The following is a 19,730-nucleotide window of genomic DNA, read 5'->3' as shown; positions in this document are numbered from 1 at the left end:
TAAGCACACGTGGGCGAGTGGCTGCAAACGCATTTCTGACCTGCGGCTTTCCCTGCTTGATGCGTTCGCTCCGATGGCGGGATAGAATTTCGACACACCTTCGGTAGGTGTGACGAAAAGGAGTGTGGTGATGTCGGAGCAGTCGGCCTGCGCGTCCTGCGGAAAGACGCTGGAGCCCGCGGAACGGGGGCGGCCGCGGCGCTACTGCTCCCGCGCCTGCCAAGCGCGGGCCTACCGGGCGCGTAGGACGGAGGCGCCGGTCGACGTCCCGAAGGACGGCGACAGCGCACCCCACCTCACCGTCGAGCGCATCGTGCGGGCCGGCATCGACATCGCGGACGCGGAGGGGCTCGACGCGCTGTCGATGCGCCGGGTCGCCACGGACCTCGGCGCGAGCACCATGGCCCTGTACCGGCACGTGGCGTCCAAGGACGATCTGGTGACCCTGATGGTGGAGGCCGCGATAGCCGACGTCCCTCTGCCCGACGCGCCGCCGCGGAACTGGCGGCACGGCCTCGAACGAGCCGCCTACCGCGACTGGGAGCTGTACCACCGCCACCCGTGGATCCTGTCGAGGGTTCTGGTGACGACCCGCGCGCACTTCAGCCCGGCACTCGCGGCGGACAGCGAGAGCGCCCTCTCCTCCTTCGACGGACTCGGCCTCGAACCTGCCGACGCCCTCCGGTACATGTTCATGTTCGCCACCTACGTGCAGGGTGTGGCGCTGACCTACGTCAGCGACGTGGAGGCGGAACGGCAGGCGGGAAGCACCGCGCAGCGGACGGCGCACGCCTCGGCCCACGAACGCAGCCCGCTCTTCGAGCCCGGCGCGTACCCGCGGCTCGCCTCCGCGATGCGCGCGGGCGGCGTCTCCTGGGACCTCGACGCCCTGTTCGCCTCGGGCCTCGCCCATGTCCTGGACGGCATCGCGGCCGATCTCGCGCGGCGGGGCATCGAGGCCTGAGCCGCGGCGGGCGGGCCCGTCACGCGGGTCGGATCGTCCCCCGGGGTCAGCCTGCCGGGATGAATTGGGCCTACTCGCCGCGGCGGCGCACGACGTTCTCCCCGGTCACGACACGACTGGGTACGTCATCGCGTTCGCGGGCGTCATGTTTCTGCGATTCCCCGGGCATCGGAGCGGGGCAAGCAGCAGGTCTGCTGCCGGCGCGTCACCCGGTGGCGGGTCAGGACGGTCGCGATCGCCTCGGTGAGGTCTTCGCTGGTGTCGACGTCGAGGGCGCCGGCCGGGCCTGCTTCACCGCGAACGGATGGCGCAGTCGCCGCATGGCTTCCTCGCTGCCGTCGAATGTCACACCCGGACCGTCGGGCCCATCAGCGCTCGCCACGGCGAGAAACAACCCCGGTAGATCAACAACTTTCAATGCCATGCGGTAGTCCTGTCCTTCGGAAGAGGAGCCCATCAAGCCGTCGGCGTCTCGTGCCGGCAACCTCGTCGCAGACCCGGCGCTCAGGGCGGCGCCCGATCAGTGTCTCGATCACGGGCAAGCGCCCGGCGACACCGACACATCCCACCATACCCAGCTTCGCCGTCCGTCATGCGCCGCCGCCTCGGGCCGCCGCCCTCGTGCACACCCCTACCCAACACCACGTGCACGTCCCACCGGTGCCCTGCTCCAGGGCCGCGTGGCCGTCGTTGGGTGGTCAGCTGAGGCGGACGTCACCGATCTGGCGGACCGTTTTCGGGTCGCGGTGCTCGAAGGCGACGCTCGCCCCGTCGGCAGCCTCCGGCGACGGCGCGTCGCCGGCCAGCTGGCTCAGCCCGCCCAGCGCGCCACGGTGGTCCCGCTCGGCGCGCGTCTGCTTCTCCATCGAGTCGCGGATGCTGGCCGGCGGCTCGATCGCCTTGATCTCCACGCGGGTGACCTTGATGCCCCACCGGCCGGTGGTCTCGTCCAACACGCCCGAGAGGTGCCGGTTGATCTCCTCCCGGCTGGTCAGCGCCCGCTCCAGGTCCAGCGAGCCGATCACGTTACGCAGGGTGGTGACGGTGAGCTGCTCGATGGCCTGGAGGAAGTTCGAGATCTCGTACGTGGCCCGGACCGAGTCGACGACCTTGAAGTAGAGCACCGTGTCGATCGACACCACCAGGTTGTCCGAGGTGATCACCGGCTGCGGCGGGAAGCTGACCACCTGCTCCCGCATGTCGACCTTGGTGCGGACCGCGTCGATGAACGGAACCAGCAGGTTCAGACCCGGGTTCAGGGTGCGCTTGTACCTGCCCAGCCGTTCCACCACGTCCTGGCGCTGCTGCGGCACGATCCGCACCGCCTTGACCAGGATCATCACGACGACCAACGCCACGGCGACCAACAGGCCGCGGGGCGACATGGGGCTGCCCGAATAGCTGGCCGCCTGGAACCCACCCGCGCTGACCATCACAAATTCCATACCCCTCACCCTCTCGCTTCGGGCAGCTCGCCTGAGGTGGGAAACGTGCGTCCCGACGCTACCCGAGGTGCGGGCCTGCACCCCGCCCTGAAGGGCGGAGCACTCTGTCGGACGGTCAGGTGACGCGCCTGGCAAGGCCGCCCATTTTCACCGCAGTGAATACCGCGGCGGCCAGCGCGACATCGGAGAGCAGCATCAGGCCGATGGCGTACGAGCTCTGCGACCCGTACACCCAGCCCATCACCAGCGGTGGGACGAAGCCGCCGAGGCCGCCGGCGGCGCCCACCAGGCCGGTGACCGTCCGGGTCGGCGCAGGCGAACTTCACGTCGCCCTGACCGAGCCGTTCCGCCACCCAGCCCGCCGGGTCGTCCGGCCGGGCCCCGAGGGCCTCGTCGGCCAGGTCGAGGGGGCTGCGGTCGAAGGTCGGCATCGAGGGCATCCAACCGGCGCGCGCCGACTGCGCCCGCAGGTCCATGGTGTGCTTGCCGGCGAACGTGCCGGTGCCGGTGGGGGAGGAGACCATGTCGGCGGAGTACGTGTGGTAGCGCCACTGGTCGGTGTGCACGTACCAGAGGGCGGTGCCGATCATCTGCCGTGGCGGGCGTACCCAGTCCAGACCGAAGGCGAGCTGCGCCCACCCGGTCGCCGGGCGGCACTTCTCCTGCCCGACGTAGTGCGCCCAGCCGCCGCCGTTGACGCCCTGGCAGCCGGTGAGGGTAACCAGCGCCAGGAGCGCCCGGTAGGTGGCGTCGGAGTGGAACCAGTGGTTGGTGCCGGCGCCCAGCAGGATCATCGACCGGCCGCCGGAGCGTTCCGCGTTGTCGGCGAACTCCCGCGCCACCCGGGCCACCTGTGCGGCCGGCACCCCGGTGATCGGCTCCTGCCACGCCGACGTGTACGGCACCTCTACGCCCCCGTCTACGCCGTGCTGCTGACGGTCAACGCCGGGTACGCCTGGCGACGGCGGGAGCGCGCCCTGCTCAACGACCTTGCCTCCGTGGCGCAGAGCTGTCTGTTGGTCTTCGTGTTGGCCACCCTGTCCGGCGTGCCTCTCGCCGGGGTCGTCCCCGCGTTCCTGGCCGTGATGCTGTACCTGGTCGGCACCGTCCTGTACGTCAAGACCATGATCCGGGAACGTGGGGACGCCGGCTACCTCCGCCTCTCCGTCGGCTTCCACGTGGTCGCTCTGATCGCGGCGGCATCGCTCGACATGCTGCTCGTACCGGTCTTTGTGCTGCTCCTGGCCCGGGCCGGGATCCTGCCGGCGCGGCGGCTGTCGCCGGTGCAGGTAGGGGTGATCGAGACCGTCTGCTGCCTGCTTGTCCTTGCCGTGGTGCTGGTCGCACTCCAGGAACTCCCCGCAGGATCAGCCCTCTGGATTGCGCCCGCCTCGCAGCCGGGTTCGACATCGGCGTCGGCTAAGCGTGGATGCCACTCAGTGCCGCTTCGCTCCCAAGGATCGGGAGCCGCCCGGCCCCGCCTCCGCACCCGCTCAGCGGGGCCTGGCGGTGTACTCGGCGAGCAAGTATGACCGGTAGGTGATCACTGCGGGGATCGTCACGTTCAGCTTGCCCGCGGTCGTGGTCAGCACCGCCTCGTATCCCAGCAGCCTGCCGGAGTCTGGATCGACGATGACCGTGTACTGGGCGGGCAGGCCGTGGGCGTCGGAGGTGATGGAGAATGCCTCCCCGGTGCGTCCGGCCCGGTCGGTGACGGTTCCGGTGGCAGTGATGCCCGGCAGGCTGGCCAGTAGCCTGAGCGCCGCCGCGCGCTGGGCTGGGTTCAGCAGCCGCACGCCGGCCAGCTCGGCGACGTCTTCCAGATACTGCACGGGCGCCCGTTGCCTGGAGGCACCGGTGGTCAGCCACCCGCGTAGTGCGGCGGCATCCGTCGGTACGGCACCCTGCCAGCGGCTGTAGAACTCGCCGGCCGCGTAGTCGTCCACCTCCTCCGTCGAGTCGATCCGGCCGCCCCTGCTCTGCCACTCTCGACGGTCGGCATCGGTGCGGAACGTCGGGGGCAGTGCCTTCTTGACTATCCGGACGGCGCCGTCGTCGGCCCGCCAGGACCGCCACTGCTCCGGCACGACAGCGGATATCGTCCGATCGGCAGAGATGGAGGAGTCCAGGAACCAGTTCGCCGATTCCAGGTGCTCTACCGTGCCGGCCGGCCGCTGTGGTGCCGGCTGCCTCGCCGCAATCTGCGCCAGGAGTTGCAGCCGGGCGCCGGCTGGCTCCGCACTCACTGGCGGCCCGTAGGTGAGGACCGGGGGGGTGGCCGCGTAGGCCGGCTGCGGCTCCCGCATCGTCTCGACCGCCACCCCGCCAGCAGCCACCGCCAGGACCGCCGCGCCGGCTGCCAGCAGGATGAGACGGCGTCGCGGAACCGGCCGCTTGGCGGCACCCACGACGCGGTCGGAGGCGAGAATACGGGCCAGGTCCCGCACCCGGCGCTCCTCATCCGCCGCCTGGTCGTCCCGTGCGGGATCCAGGTCGCCCAGAAGCTGACGCACCTCATCGACGGCGCTCATCTCACCCACCCCAGTTCGACATCGACGGCGCCGATTGTGGCGTCCGTACCGCTCCACCAAGGACCACATCCAGCTGCGTCCGGAGCCGGCGGCGGGCACGCATCAGCCGCATCGCGCACGCCGCCCGAGATTGCTCCAGCGCTACCGCAGCCTCGGAAACTGTCAAGCGCTCCCAGGCCACCAGCCGCAGAATCTCCTGATCAGCACCAGACAACCGGCCAAAAGCCACCGCGATGTCACGCTGGCTGACCACCTCATCCGCGTGATCCGCCAGCACCGCCTGGTCCGGCTCCGCGGCAACCCGCAGCGTCAACTCCTGCCACCTTCGGCGGCCCCTGGCCTCGTTGGCCAGCACCAGCCGAGCCACCCCGTACAACCACGGCAACGCCGACCCGGACGGCACATCGCCCAGACGCCGCCACGCGACCAGGAAGACCTCGGCAACAACATCGCCGATGTCGGACCCGGCGATCCGTCGAGCCACATACCGCCACACGTCACCGTGATGACGCGTGTACAGCTCGGTGAACTGGCTCTCCGCGACGTCCATGGCACCTCCTACTGTGCTTATGTCCAGGACCAGGCAAAACATCACACCCAGCGACGAACGATTTCCTGAAGAGCGCCGCCGGTTCTCGTCAAACCCGCTCTGCGACTGGCCCCTCTGGGTGGCCTGGCGGGCCGCGACGTCGAGGTTGCTTCGCGTCGCGGTTAGCCAGTCGGGGTGTTCGGTGCCGGCGGCCCGGGCTGCGCGTCAGGGTCGGGCCGCCTGCTGCCGTCGGGCCGCTTGGTGAAGAGCTGGTCAGCGCGCCAGCGGCCTGGGCGATCCGCAGAGCGGCGGTGACGTTCGGCGAGCGTCCGCTGGTGGTGAAGCCCACTACCACGTCCCCGGGCCGGGTGAGCGCGGTGACCTGCGAGGTGGGGGAACGCCGACGCCGCCGCGCCGACCACGCCGACCACCACCGCTTGCGCCAGCCGTACACCGCCAAGATCTGTATGAGACCCGGCGACGGTCCCCGTTGGACGCCCAGCGGACAGCACACCGCACACCCTTGAGATGCCGCGGTGGACTCACTAGATTCGATCCTCAGCCACGATCAGGGACCGGCTTCGAGATGCAGGAGAGTGACCTCATCGCATACATCGATCTCGGGGTGGATGAGACCGAGTTCCCGGGCGTCCGTGGGCCGCTGCGTTTCCGGCCGGAGACCGGCCAACCGTTGCTTGAGCTGGTCGAGGTGCTGCTGCGCGGACCGCACCCGCTCACCCCCGGGGAACGGGAACTGATCGCCGCGTACGTCTCCGGCCGTAACGAGTGCACCTACTGCTGCTCGGCGCACTCGGCGTACGCGGCGGCGCAGCTCGACGATGGCATGACCCTGGTCGACCAGGTACGCGCCGACCTGGACAACGCCCCGATCTCCGCGAAGCTGCGCGCCCTGCTGCACATCGCCGCCGCCGTCCAGGTCAGCGGACGCGAGGTCACCCCCGAACTGGTCGCGACCGCCCGTGCCGAGGGCGCCACCGACCTGGAGATCCACGACACGGTGCTGATCGCGGCGGCCTTCTGTATGTTCAACCGGTACGTCGACGGCCTCGGCACCCAACGGGCGGCCGACCCTGGGTGGTACGCGCAAGCGTCCGAGCGCATCGTCGCCACCGGCTACCGGCAGGTCGTCTGACGACGATTCGGCCGGCGCCACTGGGCCGAACCCCGCCCGCCCCACGAGCAGGCCCGGAGCATCAGGTCATGGCACATATCGACCTCCGCCAGGACGAGCCACGTCTACCTGGGCATCTACGGACTGATCCGGTACCGGCCGGAGACCGGTCCTGGTCGACCAGGGTCACGCCGACCTGGACAACGCTCCGATCTCCGCGAAACTGCGCGCCCTGCTGCACATCGCCGGCGACCAGGAGTGGTGTCTGGGACCGGCCGGACACGTGTGGCTGCTCGTCCGATGGGCGTCCCCCGCGTCCCGCGTTGACTGAGATTCCCTCGACGCATTTCGCTTGACCGTCCTGACAGGATTTGTGAGAGTCGGCTGATGATCGTGGTCCAGCGGGTGCTGACGGCATGGACTAAGCGGTCGCGAGGCGCACCCGGGGCGGTACGACGTAACGCCCTGGCGGAGGTGTTCAGGCTGCCTCCCGGTGCCCCGGCCGCCCCTGAGGAATGGGTGAAGCGGTCGCGAGGTGTGCGAAGGGTGGCGCGACGCAATGCAGCCGCCAAGGCACTCCCGCTGCCACCACCCGGGGGCCGAGCCGAGGTGCTTGTCCACCAGGTCGTTGCCCGTGAGGAGAACGACTTCGCGGTGCAACAGACGGCGACCAGGCTCACTTTGCCGGAAGCCGGGCCGTTCAGCTCGGCTGGCGTGCAGTTGGAGATGGTGGCTGGGCAGCTTGTGGTAACCGGCGACACCCATGTTTGGTGTCAGTGCTTCACTGTCTTCCCGCCGCGCCCGAATGACACGGTGCTCCGTCTGCTGGTCGGCCAATGGGGGCGCTGGCGCCTCAACTTCCGGCTCTGGGAGTACTGGGGCAACTGCGAGTGGCAGTACCAGAAATGGGTGATCAACGTCGCCTATCTGGCTGGTCCGCCGCCGGTCGACCTGTTCCAGGTGACGGAGCCGGCCGACGTTGTCGACGACATGGTTCAGCTCTCGCGCCCGACACGATCGGAGGACCGACGGATCTTTCGGTCCGGGCGCTGTTGAAGGTATCCGACCAGCGACACCAAGAGGCGTCGGGGGACGGACGGCATCCGGATCTGCCGCGAAGCGCGCTCATGCCGATATGTATGCGGTCGGCGCGGCGCTGGAGCGTGCCAAATCCTCGCGAACTACGGTTCGAGAGCCGGCCACGCCAGGTACTCCGCCCAGAACTCTGCGCTTGCCGACATCTCCCAGCCCTCGTATGAGTACCTTCTGCCGACACCGCCCTCGCCAAACTCCTGCAGTACATAGTCGACCAGGGCCGGCGCCCAGCAGATGACGTCGGCCCCGTACACGGACAACACCGGATGCCCGTAGGTCCCACGACCGGCGGGCAGGTACCGACGGCCAAAGATCGGAACCAACCAGGGCGTCGCGGCGAGGTGGTCCGCCGCAGCGGCTTCGGCATCGGTCACGCCGTCCGGGCGAACGCCCCAACTCGAAGCCCAGTAGCCCTTGGACCTGACCGCCTCCAACACGCCCTTCCCCGGCAGCGCGAGCCATTGCCGCAAGCCGTCCGGATCGCCGTAGCGCCAGTCCGGCCAGCCGCCGCCCGCCGGCAGCCCCGCCGCAAGGAACGAGCGGTGATCATCAGCGAACTCGAACCCGAACTGCTCCTCGACCCGGGCCAACTCCTCGCCGGTCAGGCCCGGGCCGATCCGGACCGAGCCCAGCCTCGCCAACCGCCGCGCGGCCTTCCCACCCCACCGCACTCCCGGCATCTCGACCACGAACACAGACTATCGACGACGTAGCAGCCCTGGGCCTTGAACCAGTTGACCACGTCGAGGCAGGGGGCGGGCGCGAAAGGGCGGCCGTCGTCGTTGAAGCCGAAGCCCCAGACGCAGACCACGGGCCGGCCGTTCTGCCGGGCGTACGCCGGGGAGGCGGTGTGCGCGGACATCCGGTTGGTCCAGTCGTCCTTGATCTGGGTCTGCATCGACGTCCGGCCGGTGACGTCGTACATGAGGTGGAACCTGCGGCCGAAGCGCTCGGCCGCGCCGCGGACCTTGACCGTCATGGCGTCGCGCGTGGGCCCCTCGTCGCCGACCGGGTCGAACCGTTGCAGGGCGGCGGTGTCGCAGCCGCATCCAGCGGAAGCTGGGTGTCGACCGTCTGCTGGTCGTAGGAGGAGAAGAGCTGTGCCGGCTGGCCGTTGCCCAGGGCCGGGTACGCGGTGGCGTAGCCACGGGCGTACTCCCGCGTCCGGCCAGGAGACGATGGTGGTGTTGGCGCGGGCGGGCGGCTGGAACCGGTCGCGGCTCCAGAGCCACCAGCCCGACGGAGCGTACGGCGAGTCGGCCGGGCCGGCGGGCGGCACCGGTCGACAATGCGGCGGTGACAACATGGCACGCGGAGCAGAGCCGGCCCGGCGGCGCGCCGGCGCGCCGGCCCGGCCCCGCCGCCCGGGTCCCGCAGCCGGCGCTCGACTACTACCTCGTCCAACCCGACGGGCCGGGCGCGGGCTCGGCCGCCCCGGAGGGGCTCGTCGTCGAGGAGTTCGTGCTCGGCGAGGACTGCGCGGCGGTGCGCCTCGACTCCGCCGCGTGGACACCGGCGGACGGCCACTGGTGGGACTGCGCGGCCTTCAGCCGAAGCATCCGGGTGGACGCCGACCTGCGCCGCCGGGTGGTCGGGGTGCCACGGCACGAGGCAGCAGCCGCCTACCGCCGGCTCGGCGGCGGCGAGCTGCCCGGCGAGGAGGCGCTGCGCGGCCACTTCCAGGACGGGCAGCCGCTGTCCACGGCGGCCCCGCTGCGGCTGAGCCCCCGTCCGGCCGGCGTCGGGCAGCGCGACAGCCGCGTGTACCGGGTCCTGTTCGCCGCCGACCTGCGCCCGGACGGGCTGGCGAACCTGCGTGGCGCCTGGCGGATGGCGAGCACGGGCGACCCCGCCGACCCGGGGGCGCGGATCATCGGGGTGGCCGCCCGCCGGATCGGGACCGACTCCTTCACCTGGCACCTGCGCCGGATCGGCGCCGGCGGCCCCTGGTGTCTCGACCTGAACGCCGACCTCGCCGGCGGCGCCGACCCGCTCGGGCCGCTGCTGCGCGAGCTGACCACGGCGCTGCGGATGCAGGGGCTCATCCCGGTCACGATCGAGCGCTTCTCCTGACCGCCCGAACCGGGTGCGAATCGGCCGGAGCGCCCGGTCGGGCACCGGCGGCGCGGCCCGTCGTCCGCACGGCCCGCCGTCGCGGCACCAAAACTTCACAAACTAAAAACTTGCACTCTCTGCAAGGTGATTTGTAGTGTCGCCGGCGTGACGACCCCCGGCGCCCCGCCCGCCCCCGGCCTGCGGGACCGCAAGAAACGGCAGACCCGGGCGGCCCTGGCGGAGGCGGCGCTGCGTCTGGTCGCCGAGCGGGGCCTCGACCAGGTGACGGTGGAGGAGATCAGCGCGGCGGCCGACGTCTCCGCGCGCACCTTCTTCAACTACTTCGCCTCGAAGGACGAGGCCCTGGTCGGCGACCCCGCGGGCGGCGGCGTGCGGCTCGTGGCCCGGGTCGCGGCAGCCCCGCCCGGCCAGCCGGTGCTGACCACCCTGCGGCACGCGCTCGACGAGGTGATCGACGAGATCCGCGCCGACCGTGAGCTGTGGTCCCTGCGGATGGAGGTGGTGACGCGCAACCCCGCGTTGCTGCCGCGACTGATCGCCGGAAACGCCGCGACCGAGCAGGCGATCGTCGACGTCCTCGCGGCGCGGCTCGGCGTCGGTCCCGACCACCCCTACCCGAGGCTGGTCACCGCCGTCGCGGGCGCGGCCCTGCGTGCGGCGATGACCCGGTGGGCCACCCACCGCGACGACCGGGACCTCGCTGACCTGGTCGACGAGGCGTTCGCCGCGCTCGCCGCCGGCCTGCCGGAGCCCGGCCCGGCCCGGTGACCGTTTCGCATCTCCTCCGGGCGACCCGCCCGGAGGCCCATGGAACCCGTAACCCTGTGAGGAAGCGTCGATGACCGCCCCTGCCGTGCCCGAGACCGCCGAGCCCGCCGAGGCCGGCACGGGCCGCATGTCCCGCCGAGAGGTGCTCCAGGCACTCTCCGGCCTGATGGTCGGCATGTTCGTGTCGATCCTGGCGTCCACCGTCGTGGCGAACGCGCTGCCGCGGATCATCGCCGACCTGAACGGCACCCAGACCGTCTACACCTGGATCGTCACCACCGAGCTGCTGGCGATGACGGCGACCGTCCCGCTGTGGGGCAAGATGGCCGACCTCTACAGCAAGAAGCTGCTCATCCAGTTCTCCCTCGGCCTGTTCGTGGTCGGCTCGCTGATCGCCGGGTTCACCCCGAACGTCGAGGTGCTGCTCGTCAGCCGGATCGTGCAGGGGGTCGGCGCCGGCGGCATGACCGCGCTGGCCACCATCGTCATGGCGGCGATGATCCCGCCCCGCGAGCTGGGCCGATACGCGGGCATCTTCGGCGCCGTGTTCGGCGTCGGCACCGTCGCCGGCCCGCTGATCGGCGGCGTGCTGGTGGACACCTCCTGGCTCGGCTGGCGCTGGTGCTTCCTGATCGGGGTGCCGTTCACGCTGCTGTCCATCGTCCTGCTCCAGCGCACCCTGCACCTGCCGACCTCGCGCCGCACCGTCCGCATCGACTGGCTCGGCGCCCTGTTCATCACCTCCGGCGTCTCGACGCTGCTGATCTGGTCGTCGCTGGCCGGCAACCAGTTCGCCTGGGCCTCCGGCTGGACCGCGCTGATGGTCGGGGGCGGGCTGGCCCTGCTGGCGCTCGCCGTCTGGGTGGAGTCCCGGGCGGCCGAGCCGATCGTGCCGCTGGCCATCTTCCGCAACCGGACGGTGACGCTGACCACCGTCGCCAGCACGCTGGTCGGCGTGGCGATGTTCGGCGGCACCGTCTTCCTCAGCCAGTACTTCCAGATCGCGCTGGGCAAGTCGCCTACGGTGGCCGGCCTGATGAGCCTGCCGATGATCTTCGGCCTGCTGGTCTCGTCGACCATCGCCGGTCAGTTGATCACCAAGTACGGCCGCTGGAAGCGTTACCTGGTGGCGGGCGGCGTGGTGATGACCCTCGGCATGCTGCTGCTGGCCACCATCGATGCCGGCACCAACGAGGTGCTGCTCGGCGCGTACATGGTGGTGCTCGGCGCCGGCGTCGGCATGCTGATGCAGAACCTGGTGCTGGCCGCGCAGAACGACGTGCCCGCGCAGGAGCTCGGCGCGGCCACCTCCGTGCTGACCTTCTTCCGCAGCATGGGCGGGGCGATCGGCGTCAGCGCCCTCGGCGCCGTCCTGGCCAACCGGGTGGCGGCGCTGAGCGCCGAGAAGCTGGGGCCGCTCGGCGCCGGCGCCCCCGAGGGCGGCTCCACCGAGGTGCCCGACCTGTCCGCGCTGCCCGCGCCGGTGCTGCGGGTGGTGCAGGAGGTGTACGGGACCGCCACCGCCGAGCTGTTCCTGATCGGCGCCCCGTTCGCCCTGCTCGCCCTGGTGACGGTGCTGTTCATCCGGGAGGAGCCGCTGCACACCCTCAGCGGCAGCGAGCGGCTCGCCCGTGAGGAGGCCGCCGCCGCGGCGCCGCCGGCGCACTGAACGACGCGGTACGACCCGATCGACGGTCCGGTGCATCCGGGCCGCCGGTCGACGTCCGCCGCCCCGACCGACGTCCGCCCACCGGCCCACGGCTTCCTCGCTCCGGCCCGGCCCCTCGACCCGCCCCCGCCGTCGCGCCAATAGGCCAGTTCCAGCCTCCGGTGTCCGGCCGCCGTAGAACCATGGTGGGGCGGACGCCCGAGACCCCCCTCGACCCGGCCGGCCGCACGCCGGCCGTACGGGGCGACGAGGGGACGACGTGACCGGGCTCGTGCTGATCGTGGTGCTGGCGGCCACCGTGCTGGTCGGCACCACCCTCGGCGGGCGCTACCGCGTCGCGCCGCCCGTCCTGCTGATCGGGATGGGCGGGCTGCTGGCGCTCGCCCCGCCGCTGTCCGACGTGGTGCTCGAACCGGACGTGGTGCTGCTGCTGTTCCTGCCGGCGATCCTCTACCGGGAGAGCCTCACCATCAGCCTGCGGGAGATCCGCGCCAACCTGGTGGTCATCATGCTGCTCGCGGTGGCGCTGGTGGCGGTCACCATGGTCGCGGTGGCGGTGGTCGCCCAGGCGGTCGGGGTGGCCGGGCCGGCGGCCTGGGTGCTCGGCGCCGTGCTCGCCCCGACCGACGCCGCCGCCGTCGCCGGCCTGGCCAAGCGGCTGCCCCGCCGGTTCCTCAACATCCTGCGGGCGGAGAGCCTGATCAACGACGGCACCGCGCTGGTCCTGTTCGCCGTCGCGGTCGGCCTGATCACCGGCGGCGCCCCGCCGGGGCCGCTGCCGCTGCTGGAGCGGGTCACCGGATCGTTTCTCGGTGGCGTCGCGGCCGGGCTGGCGGTCGGGGGCCTGGTCGTCCTGGTACGCCGTCGCCTCGACGACCCGCTGCGGGAGGGCACGCTCAGCGTGCTCACCCCGTTCGTCGCGTTCCTGATCGCCGAGGAGCTGCACTCCAGCGGCGTGCTCGCCGTGGTCGTCGCGGGCCTGGTGCTCGCCTACGCCGCACCCCGGGTGATCCGCGCGCCCTCCCGGGTGATGGCCTTCGCCTTCTGGGACCTCAGCACCTTCCTGATCAACGGTGGCCTGTTCGTGCTGCTCGGGATGCAGATCCCCCGCGCGCTGCGCGGGGTCCCCAGCACGTCCCTGGCGCGGGCGCTGGTCATCGCCGTGGCGGTCGCCGCCACGGTGCTGGCGACCCGGATGGCCTGGCTGCACCTGTCGGCGAACCTGCTGAGGCTGATCGACCGCCGCAAGTCGCAGCGGGAGCTGCGGGTCGGCTGGCGGATCCGCACGGCCGCCGGCTGGGCCGGCTTCCGGGGCGCGGTGTCCCTGGCCGCGGCGCTCGCGGTGCCGCTGACCACCCCCACCGGGCAGCCGGTCCACGAACGCGATCTGATCATCTTCTGCACGGCGGTGGTGATCGTGCTGATCATGCTGGTCCAGGGCACCACCCTGCCGCTCGTGGTCCGGTGGGCGGGCCTCGTCGGGGACCAGCAGCGCGTCGACGAGGTGCGCCGGGCCCGGTTGCGGTCCATCGAGGTCGCGCTGGCGGCGCTGCCGGAGGTGGCGGGCGGGCTGGACGTGGCACCGGAGGTCGTCGACCGGGTGCGCGTCGACTACCAGGCCCACCTCGAAGGCGTCCGCGCCGCCGACGTGGGGGAGACGTCCGAGCAGGCCCGTGACCTCGAGCGCCGGCTGCGGCTGGGCGTGCTGGAACGCAAGCGCCGCGAGATCACTCGGCTGCGGAACACGAACGAGATCGACGACACGGTGCTGCGGGAACTCCAGGCCGCGCTCGACATCGAGGAGATCCGGCTGCTGGGCCCGGCCACCCCCGAGTGACGACCACCGGCCCGTCCGATCCACCCCGGCCCGAGCCGTCGCCGGACCGACTACGCGGGCAGCCCCCGGGGCCGCGGTGCCGGCCGTCCGCCCGCCGCCGCACCGGCGGACGCGACGCGCAGCCGCTGCGGGACCGCCCACCACTGCTCGGGCCGGTCGACGACGACGGCGCTGGCCGGCGCCTCGCACACCCGGGCCAGGCGGAACAGGAACGCGGCGATCCCCGCGGCGCCCTGCATCCACGCCGTTCCGGGCGGAAGCAGGGGCGGATCCCGCCGGTGCTCCACGAACCGCCACCGGGCGCCGGCGTCGTCGCGGACCGCCCGCTCGACCAGGGCGTCACCCATGGTCCGGGCGGACCGCAGCAGCAGCGTCGCCGCAGCCGGGTCGGGGCAGTCCTGGGCGGCGTCGAGCAGCATGTCGCCGACCCCCGCGGTACCGCAGCAGCGGCCGTCGTTGTCCCAGAACCCCGGGCGCAGCCGGTGCGGCAGCCCCGCGGCGAGCACCGAACGCAGGCAGCGTCGCCGCAGCTCACCGACCGGGAACCCGGCGACCTGTTCCACCCCGGCGAAGGCCAGCGCGGCGAACAGGTACGACGTCCCCGTCGGCCCGTGGCACCAGCCGTACGTCACCGGCTCCACCTCCCGCCGCGAAGCGGGGATCGTGTGCGGCACGACGAAACCGTCGTCGTCCAGGCAGCCGACGGCGAGCAGGTGCCGGGCGCCCGCACAGGCAGCGTCGAGGAACTCGTCCCGGCCCAGCGCGTGCCCGGCGACCGCCAGCGCCGTGGCCACCCCCGCCGTGCCGTGCGAGTAGTTCGGCGTGCTCGACGGGTGCCCCGGCCGCAGGCGCCAGTCCAGCCCGGCGGCGGTCGGCTCGGCCACCCGCAGCAGCGCCTCCCCACCAGCCGACATGATCCCGGGGGCGTCGTCCCCACCCGCCCAGGCGGCGGCCAGCACCACGCCGGCCGTACCCATGATCAGATCGGTGAGCGGTCCCCGGTGCCCCGGCCCGACGTCGAGGGTGGTGTCCCACCCCGCCGGGGTGCGCAGCTCGGCCAGCCGGCGCAGCGCGACCCCCTCCTGGCCGGGGGCGAGCAACCGCAGCGCGACCACGTCCCCGGCCAGCCCGTCGCTCAGGGACGGCTCGGCGCGTACCGCCGCCCCGGCCGACAGCCGGGCCACGATCCCCGTCGCCAGGGACCGCTCGGCGGCGGTCAGCGCCCGGTGCCGCTCGACCTCGGCCAGCACCGGGGCCAGGCCGGCGATCCCGGCGTACAACGAGTCGCGGTCCCCGGCCGGGCCGCCCGGCGGCGCGTCGTCGGCGACCGACTCCGGCAGCCACGGCCCCTCGTCCTCGCGGACCTGGCCGAGCACCCACGCCCACCCCGCCTCGCCCAGCTCGCGATACCCGGCTGCGTCCGTCACCCGGCCACCGTACCGGCGCCGACCGGGACCGGGGGGCCGCCCGGCACGCCGTGGATCCCGGCGGGCCGGGCTGGGGTTCAGCTCGACGAGGTCCGCCCGGTCCACCGCCTCGGGAAACGCCGCGGCGACCCCGGCGCGGGAGTCGAACCGCGGGTGATGTCCGTCACGGCCGGCGCACCACCCGCCCCAGCAGAAGCAGGGGGAGGCCCCGCCCCACCGCCGTCCCCGGCACGTGAAAGGGTCCGGTGGGTGAGCACCGCACCGACGCCCGGCGACAGCGGGTGGCGCCGTCCCGGCCCCACCCCCGAGCAGCAACGCCACGACCTGTACATCGGGCTGGCCGTCGCGGTCGTCGCGCTGTTCAACCTCACCCTGACCAGCAGCGCGGGCCTGTTCGTGCTCGGCGACCCGCCGTCGTGGCCCGAGCGGCTCCTCTGGTCGGTCGCGGTCACCCTTCCCCTGGCCTGGCGACGCCGCCGGCCCGAGGTGGTCGCCGTGGCCGTCGCGGTCGCGTTCATCGCCGGCCAGGTCCGCTCCGCCCCCGAGGCTCAGCTCTCCTCCGGCGCCCTGTTCGCCGCGATCTACACCCTCGGCGCGTGGGGGCCCGACCGGCGCCGCTCCCGCGCCATCCGGATCGCCGTCATCGCCGCCATGTTCGCCTGGCTCGCCCTCGCGTACGCGGTCGGCGTCTCCAACCTGCCGCCCGGCGCGTTCGCCGACGCCGCCGGCCCGGTGCCACCCGTGCTCGCCGCCATCGTCAACGGCGTCCTGCTCAACGTCCTCATCTTCGGCTTCGCGTACTTCTTCGGCGAGACCGCGTGGACCGCCGCCCGCCGCGAACACCAGCTCGCCGCCCAGGCGGAGCAGCTACGCCGCTCCCAGGCCGAGGCCCACGAACGCGCGATCCTCACCGAGCGGGTCCGCATCGCCCGCGAGCTGCACGACTCCGTGGCCCACCACGTCTCCGTCATGGGCGTGCAGGCCGCCGCGGGCCGGCGCGTCCTGGACCGCGACCCCGCCAAGGCCCGCACCGCCCTCGGCGCGATCGAGCAGAGCGCCCGCAGCGCCGTCGACGAGCTGCGCCGGATGCTCGGCCTGCTGCGCCAGCCCGGCGGCCCGCAACCGGACGAACCGCCCGCGACGACCGGCGTCGACCGGATCCCCACGCTGCTGGACACCGCCCGCGCCGCCGGCCTGCGTACCCACGTCGGCGTCTACGGCGACCCCGTCCCGCTGCCCGGCCCCGTCTCGCACACCGCCTACCGGGTCGTGCAGGAGGCCGTCACCAACACCGTCAAGCACGCCGGGGCGAGCATGATCGACGTACGCATCCGCTACCTCGCCAGCCAACTGGAGGTCGACGTCAGCGACGACGGCCGGGGCACCGCCCCGACCAACCCGGACGGCATGGGGCTGGTCGGCATGCGCGAACGGATCGCCGCCCACGACGGGGAACTGGAGACCGGTCCCCGCACCGGCAACGGCTTTCGCGTCCGGGCCCGCCTGCCGCTGACCCGGCAGGCCGCGGGGAGGGCGGCGTGAGCGCGATCCGGGTTCTGCTCGCCGACGACCAGCGCCTCGTCCGCACCGGCTTCCGGGTCATCCTCGAGGTGGAGGACGACATCGAGGTGGTCGGCGAGGCCGCCGACGGCGCGCGGGCCGCCGAGCTGGCCGCCACGCTGCGCCCCGACGTCGTGCTGATGGACGTGGAGATGCCGGGCGTGGACGGCCTGGAGGGCACCCGCCGGATCACCGCCGCACCCGGGGCACCGGCCGTGCTCATCCTCACCACCTTCGACCGCGACGACTACCTCTTCGCCGCCCTCCAGGCCGGGGCCAGCGGGTTCCTGCTCAAGAACGGCACCCCCGAGGACCTCGTCGACGCCGTACGCATCCTGTACCGTGGCGACGCCCTGCTCGCCCCGGAGATCACCCGACGGGTCATCGCCACCTTCGCCGCCCCGCCCGGGCGCGCCCCCCGGACCGACCCGGCCCTGCTCGACGGGCTGACCCCGCGCGAGCGCGAGGTGCTGGAGCTGCTGGGCCGCGGCGTCACCAACGCCGAGATCGCCGCCGCCCTGTATCTCGGCGAGGCCACGGTGAAGACCCACGTCAGCCGGGTGCTGGCCAAGCTCGGGCTGCGCGACCGCACACAGGCGGTGGTCTTCGCGTACGAGCACGGGGTGGTGCGCCCCGGCGGGTGAGCCGGTCCACCCCGCGGCGGACGCCCAAATCCGTCCGCGGCCGGACGGCAGGAGACCCCGGCGACGGCTAGCGTCGCACGCATGATCAACCTGCTCCGCGTCGAGGGCGTCAGTCGCAGCTTCGGCGACCGACGCGCCCTCACCGACGTCTCCTTCGACGTCCCGGCCGGCCGGATGACCGGCTTCGTCGGCGCCAACGGCGCCGGCAAGACCACCACCATGCGGATCATCCTCGGCGTGCTCGCGCCCGACTCCGGCACCGTCACCTGGCGCGGAGCCCCGCTGACCCGGCAGGCCCGTCGCCGCTTCGGCTACCTGCCCGAGGAGCGCGGCCTCTACCCGAAGATGAGCGTCCGCGACCAGCTCGTCTACCTCGGCCGGCTGCACGGCCTGACCGCCGAGCAGGCCCGCGCCAACACCACGGACCTGGTCGACCGGGTCGGGCTCACCGAACGGGCCGGCGACCTCGTGGAGACGCTGTCCCTGGGCAACCAGCAGCGGGCCCAGATCGCCGCCGCCCTCGTCCACGACCCCGACGTGCTGGTGCTCGACGAGCCGTTCTCCGGGCTCGACCCGGCAGCCGTCGACACCCTCGTGACCGTGCTGCGCGAGCGGGCCGCCGCGGGCGTTCCGGTGCTGTTCTCCAGCCACCAGCTCGACGTCGTGGAGCGCCTCTGCGACGACCTGGTGGTCATCGCCGGTGGCGCCGTCCGCGCCGCCGGCCCGCGCGACGAGCTGCGCGCCGCGTACACCCAGCCCCGCTACGAGCTGGTGGTGGACGGCGACCTCGGATGGCTGCGGGACCAGCCCGGGACCACCCTGGTCGACCTCGACGGCGCCCGCGCCGTGTTCGACCTCGCGCCAGGCCACGACGACCAGCGCGTCCTGCACGCCGCGCTGCACCGCGGCCCGGTGCGCGCCTTCCGCCCCGTCGCCCCCTCCCTCGCCGAGATCTTCCGGGAGCTGACCCAGTGACCACCTTCGCCGCCGTCCGCCTGGTCGCCGCCCGCGAGATCCGCGTCAAGCTGCGCGACAAGACCTTCCTGATCAGTACGCTGTTCTTCCTGCTCTTCGCCGCCGGCTCGGCCATCCTCCCGGCCCTGCTCGCCGGCGGGCCCACCACCGTGGCGGTGTCCACCGCGGCTGACGCCGACGCGTTGCGCCAGGCCGGCCTCGACGTCCGCCCGGTCGCCGACGACGCCACCGCCGAGCGGCTGGTCCGTGACGGCGACGTCGACGCGGCGGTGGTCGCCGGCCCGCGGGTCCTCGCCCTCGACGAGCGTCCCGACGACGTGGTCCGCGCGCTGAGCACCGAGCCGCCGGTGCGGCTGCTGGACCCCGACGCCCTCGACCCGCTGGCCGCGTTCCTCGTCCCGTTCGCCTTCGCCATGACGTTCTTCTTCACCTCCCAGCTCTTCGGCGTGCAGATCGCGCAGAGCGTGACCGAGGAGAAGCAGACCCGGATCGTGGAGATCCTCGTCGCCGCCGTGCCGGTGCGGGCACTGCTGGCTGGCAAGGTGATCGCCGGTGGGGTGCTCGCCCTCGGGCAGATCGCGCTGATCGTCGCGGTGGCGGTCACCGGCATGCGGATCGCCGCCGGCGGGGGCGGCATCCTGCCGCTGCTCGGCCCGGCGCTGGGCTGGTTCGTGCCGTTCTTCGTGATCGGTTTCGTGATGCTCGCCGCGCTGTGGGCCGTCGCAGGTGCGCTGGCCAGCCGGCAGGAGGACATCGCGGGCGTGTCGATGCCGGTCCAGCTCGCGGTGATGCTGCCGTTCTTCGCGGTGCTGTTCCTCAACGACAACCCGCTCGCCATGCGGATCCTGTCCTACGTCCCGTTCTCCGCGCCGACGGCGATGCCGCTGCGGCTGTTCACCGGCGACGCCGCCGGCTGGGAGCCGGTGCTGTCGCTGCTGGTGCTGCTGGCCGCAACCGCCGGCTGCCTGGCCGTGGGGGCCCGGCTGTACGAGGGCGCCCTGCTGCGGACCAACGGGCGGGTGACGCTGCGCCGCGCCTGGCGCGACCGCGAGCCGATCGGCTGAGCGGCCCCGCCCCG

Annotated in this window: 16 protein-coding genes and 4 pseudogenes; 12 read left to right on the top strand and 8 right to left on the bottom strand. The window is 72.7% G+C overall.

The window, feature by feature from the left end:
- Window positions 1–130 precede the first annotated feature (130 nt).
- Window positions 131–964 (top strand): TetR/AcrR family transcriptional regulator, encoded by an 834-nt coding sequence (locus OOK41_RS19575; RefSeq protein ID WP_266266223.1) that lies wholly within the window; start codon window positions 131–133, stop codon window positions 962–964.
- Between the two features lie 821 nt (window positions 965–1,785).
- Here OOK41_RS19575 and OOK41_RS19570 read toward each other — a convergent pair.
- The 3 pseudogenes from OOK41_RS19570 to OOK41_RS19560 form a co-directional block, all read right to left on the bottom strand.
- Window positions 1,786–2,349 (bottom strand): annotated as a pseudogene (locus OOK41_RS19570) (SPFH domain-containing protein); the annotation flags it as partial.
- A 175-nt stretch (window positions 2,350–2,524) separates the two neighbouring features.
- A pseudogene (locus OOK41_RS19565) lies at window positions 2,525–2,710 on the bottom strand (MFS transporter); the annotation flags it as partial.
- Window positions 2,709–3,311 (bottom strand): annotated as a pseudogene (locus OOK41_RS19560) (molybdopterin-dependent oxidoreductase); the annotation flags it as partial. The pseudogenes OOK41_RS19565 and OOK41_RS19560, both read right to left, overlap by 2 nt.
- A gap of 6 nt (window positions 3,312–3,317) precedes the next feature.
- Here OOK41_RS19560 and OOK41_RS31935 point away from each other — a divergent pair.
- A pseudogene (locus tag OOK41_RS31935) lies at window positions 3,318–3,755 on the top strand (YwiC-like family protein); the annotation flags it as partial.
- Between the two features lie 147 nt (window positions 3,756–3,902).
- On the opposite strand, the gene OOK41_RS19555 reads toward OOK41_RS31935, so the two are convergent.
- Together OOK41_RS19555 and OOK41_RS19550 are read right to left on the bottom strand one after the other, a co-directional pair.
- Window positions 3,903–4,940, bottom strand: coding sequence for a CU044_5270 family protein (locus tag OOK41_RS19555; protein ID WP_266266222.1), 1,038 nt, complete (start codon window positions 4,938–4,940; stop codon window positions 3,903–3,905).
- A gap of 1 nt (window position 4,941) precedes the next feature.
- Window positions 4,942–5,490 carry an RNA polymerase sigma factor gene (locus OOK41_RS19550; RefSeq protein WP_266266221.1) on the bottom strand — a complete coding sequence of 183 codons (549 nt, stop codon included), beginning with the start codon at window positions 5,488–5,490 and terminating at the stop codon, window positions 4,942–4,944.
- Window positions 5,491–6,073: 583 nt separating this feature from the next.
- Here OOK41_RS19550 and OOK41_RS19545 point away from each other — a divergent pair.
- Together OOK41_RS19545 and OOK41_RS19540 are read left to right on the top strand one after the other, a co-directional pair.
- A complete protein-coding gene (locus OOK41_RS19545) occupies window positions 6,074–6,622 on the top strand; it encodes a carboxymuconolactone decarboxylase family protein (RefSeq protein WP_266267902.1) in 549 nt (182 codons plus the stop codon).
- A gap of 588 nt (window positions 6,623–7,210) precedes the next feature.
- Window positions 7,211–7,657 carry a hypothetical protein gene (locus OOK41_RS19540; RefSeq protein ID WP_266266220.1) on the top strand — a complete coding sequence of 149 codons (447 nt, stop codon included), beginning with the start codon at window positions 7,211–7,213 and terminating at the stop codon, window positions 7,655–7,657.
- A gap of 125 nt (window positions 7,658–7,782) precedes the next feature.
- Here OOK41_RS19540 and OOK41_RS19535 read toward each other — a convergent pair whose 3' ends face one another.
- Window positions 7,783–8,376 carry a hypothetical protein gene (locus tag OOK41_RS19535; protein ID WP_266267900.1) on the bottom strand — a complete coding sequence of 198 codons (594 nt, stop codon included), beginning with the start codon at window positions 8,374–8,376 and terminating at the stop codon, window positions 7,783–7,785.
- Window positions 8,298–8,675 carry a hypothetical protein gene (locus OOK41_RS19530; RefSeq protein WP_266266219.1) on the bottom strand — a complete coding sequence of 126 codons (378 nt, stop codon included), beginning with the start codon at window positions 8,673–8,675 and terminating at the stop codon, window positions 8,298–8,300. Before OOK41_RS19530 ends, OOK41_RS19535 begins: the two co-directional genes overlap by 79 nt.
- Window positions 8,676–8,992: 317 nt before the next feature.
- On the opposite strand from OOK41_RS19530, the gene OOK41_RS19525 reads away from it, so the two are divergent.
- From OOK41_RS19525 to OOK41_RS19510, 4 genes are all read left to right on the top strand, one after another.
- Window positions 8,993–9,769, top strand: coding sequence for a hypothetical protein (locus OOK41_RS19525; protein WP_266266218.1), 777 nt, complete (start codon window positions 8,993–8,995; stop codon window positions 9,767–9,769).
- A gap of 147 nt (window positions 9,770–9,916) precedes the next feature.
- Window positions 9,917–10,540, top strand: coding sequence for a TetR family transcriptional regulator (locus tag OOK41_RS19520; RefSeq protein ID WP_266266217.1), 624 nt, complete (start codon window positions 9,917–9,919; stop codon window positions 10,538–10,540).
- A gap of 70 nt (window positions 10,541–10,610) precedes the next feature.
- Window positions 10,611–12,209 carry an MDR family MFS transporter gene (locus tag OOK41_RS19515; protein WP_266266216.1) on the top strand — a complete coding sequence of 533 codons (1,599 nt, stop codon included), beginning with the start codon at window positions 10,611–10,613 and terminating at the stop codon, window positions 12,207–12,209.
- A 259-nt stretch (window positions 12,210–12,468) separates the two neighbouring features.
- The gene (locus OOK41_RS19510; RefSeq protein WP_266266215.1) at window positions 12,469–14,046 is read left to right on the top strand and encodes a Na+/H+ antiporter; all 1,578 of its coding nucleotides are present in this window, start codon (window positions 12,469–12,471) and stop codon (window positions 14,044–14,046) included.
- A gap of 50 nt (window positions 14,047–14,096) precedes the next feature.
- Here the strand turns inward: OOK41_RS19510 and OOK41_RS19505 are convergent, their stop codons facing one another.
- Window positions 14,097–15,473: a lanthionine synthetase LanC family protein gene (locus OOK41_RS19505; RefSeq protein ID WP_207892645.1), complete on the bottom strand. Its 1,377-nt coding sequence runs from the start codon at window positions 15,471–15,473 to the stop codon at window positions 14,097–14,099.
- Between the two features lie 249 nt (window positions 15,474–15,722).
- Between OOK41_RS19505 and OOK41_RS19500 the strand changes: the two genes are divergently transcribed.
- From OOK41_RS19500 to OOK41_RS19485, 4 genes are all read left to right on the top strand, one after another.
- The gene (locus OOK41_RS19500) at window positions 15,723–17,015 is read left to right on the top strand and encodes a sensor histidine kinase (protein WP_243639289.1); all 1,293 of its coding nucleotides are present in this window, start codon (window positions 15,723–15,725) and stop codon (window positions 17,013–17,015) included.
- The gene (locus OOK41_RS19495; RefSeq protein WP_117667020.1) at window positions 17,012–17,677 is read left to right on the top strand and encodes a response regulator transcription factor; all 666 of its coding nucleotides are present in this window, start codon (window positions 17,012–17,014) and stop codon (window positions 17,675–17,677) included. The genes OOK41_RS19500 and OOK41_RS19495 overlap by 4 nt, the downstream gene beginning before the upstream one ends.
- An 81-nt stretch (window positions 17,678–17,758) precedes the next feature.
- Window positions 17,759–18,652, top strand: a complete 894-nt coding sequence (locus OOK41_RS19490) for an ABC transporter ATP-binding protein (protein ID WP_266266214.1) — start codon at window positions 17,759–17,761, stop codon at window positions 18,650–18,652.
- The gene (locus tag OOK41_RS19485; RefSeq protein WP_266266213.1) at window positions 18,649–19,716 is read left to right on the top strand and encodes an ABC transporter permease; all 1,068 of its coding nucleotides are present in this window, start codon (window positions 18,649–18,651) and stop codon (window positions 19,714–19,716) included. The genes OOK41_RS19490 and OOK41_RS19485 overlap by 4 nt, the downstream gene beginning before the upstream one ends.
- Window positions 19,717–19,730: the final 14 nt, after the last annotated feature.

Origin of the sequence: Micromonospora sp. NBC_01655 (assembly GCF_026339755.1) — a bacterium.
In the GTDB taxonomy this organism is placed as follows: domain Bacteria; phylum Actinomycetota; class Actinomycetes; order Mycobacteriales; family Micromonosporaceae; genus Micromonospora.
Note: the sequence above shows the minus strand (reverse complement) of the source record. Positions and strands in the feature narration are given on the sequence as shown.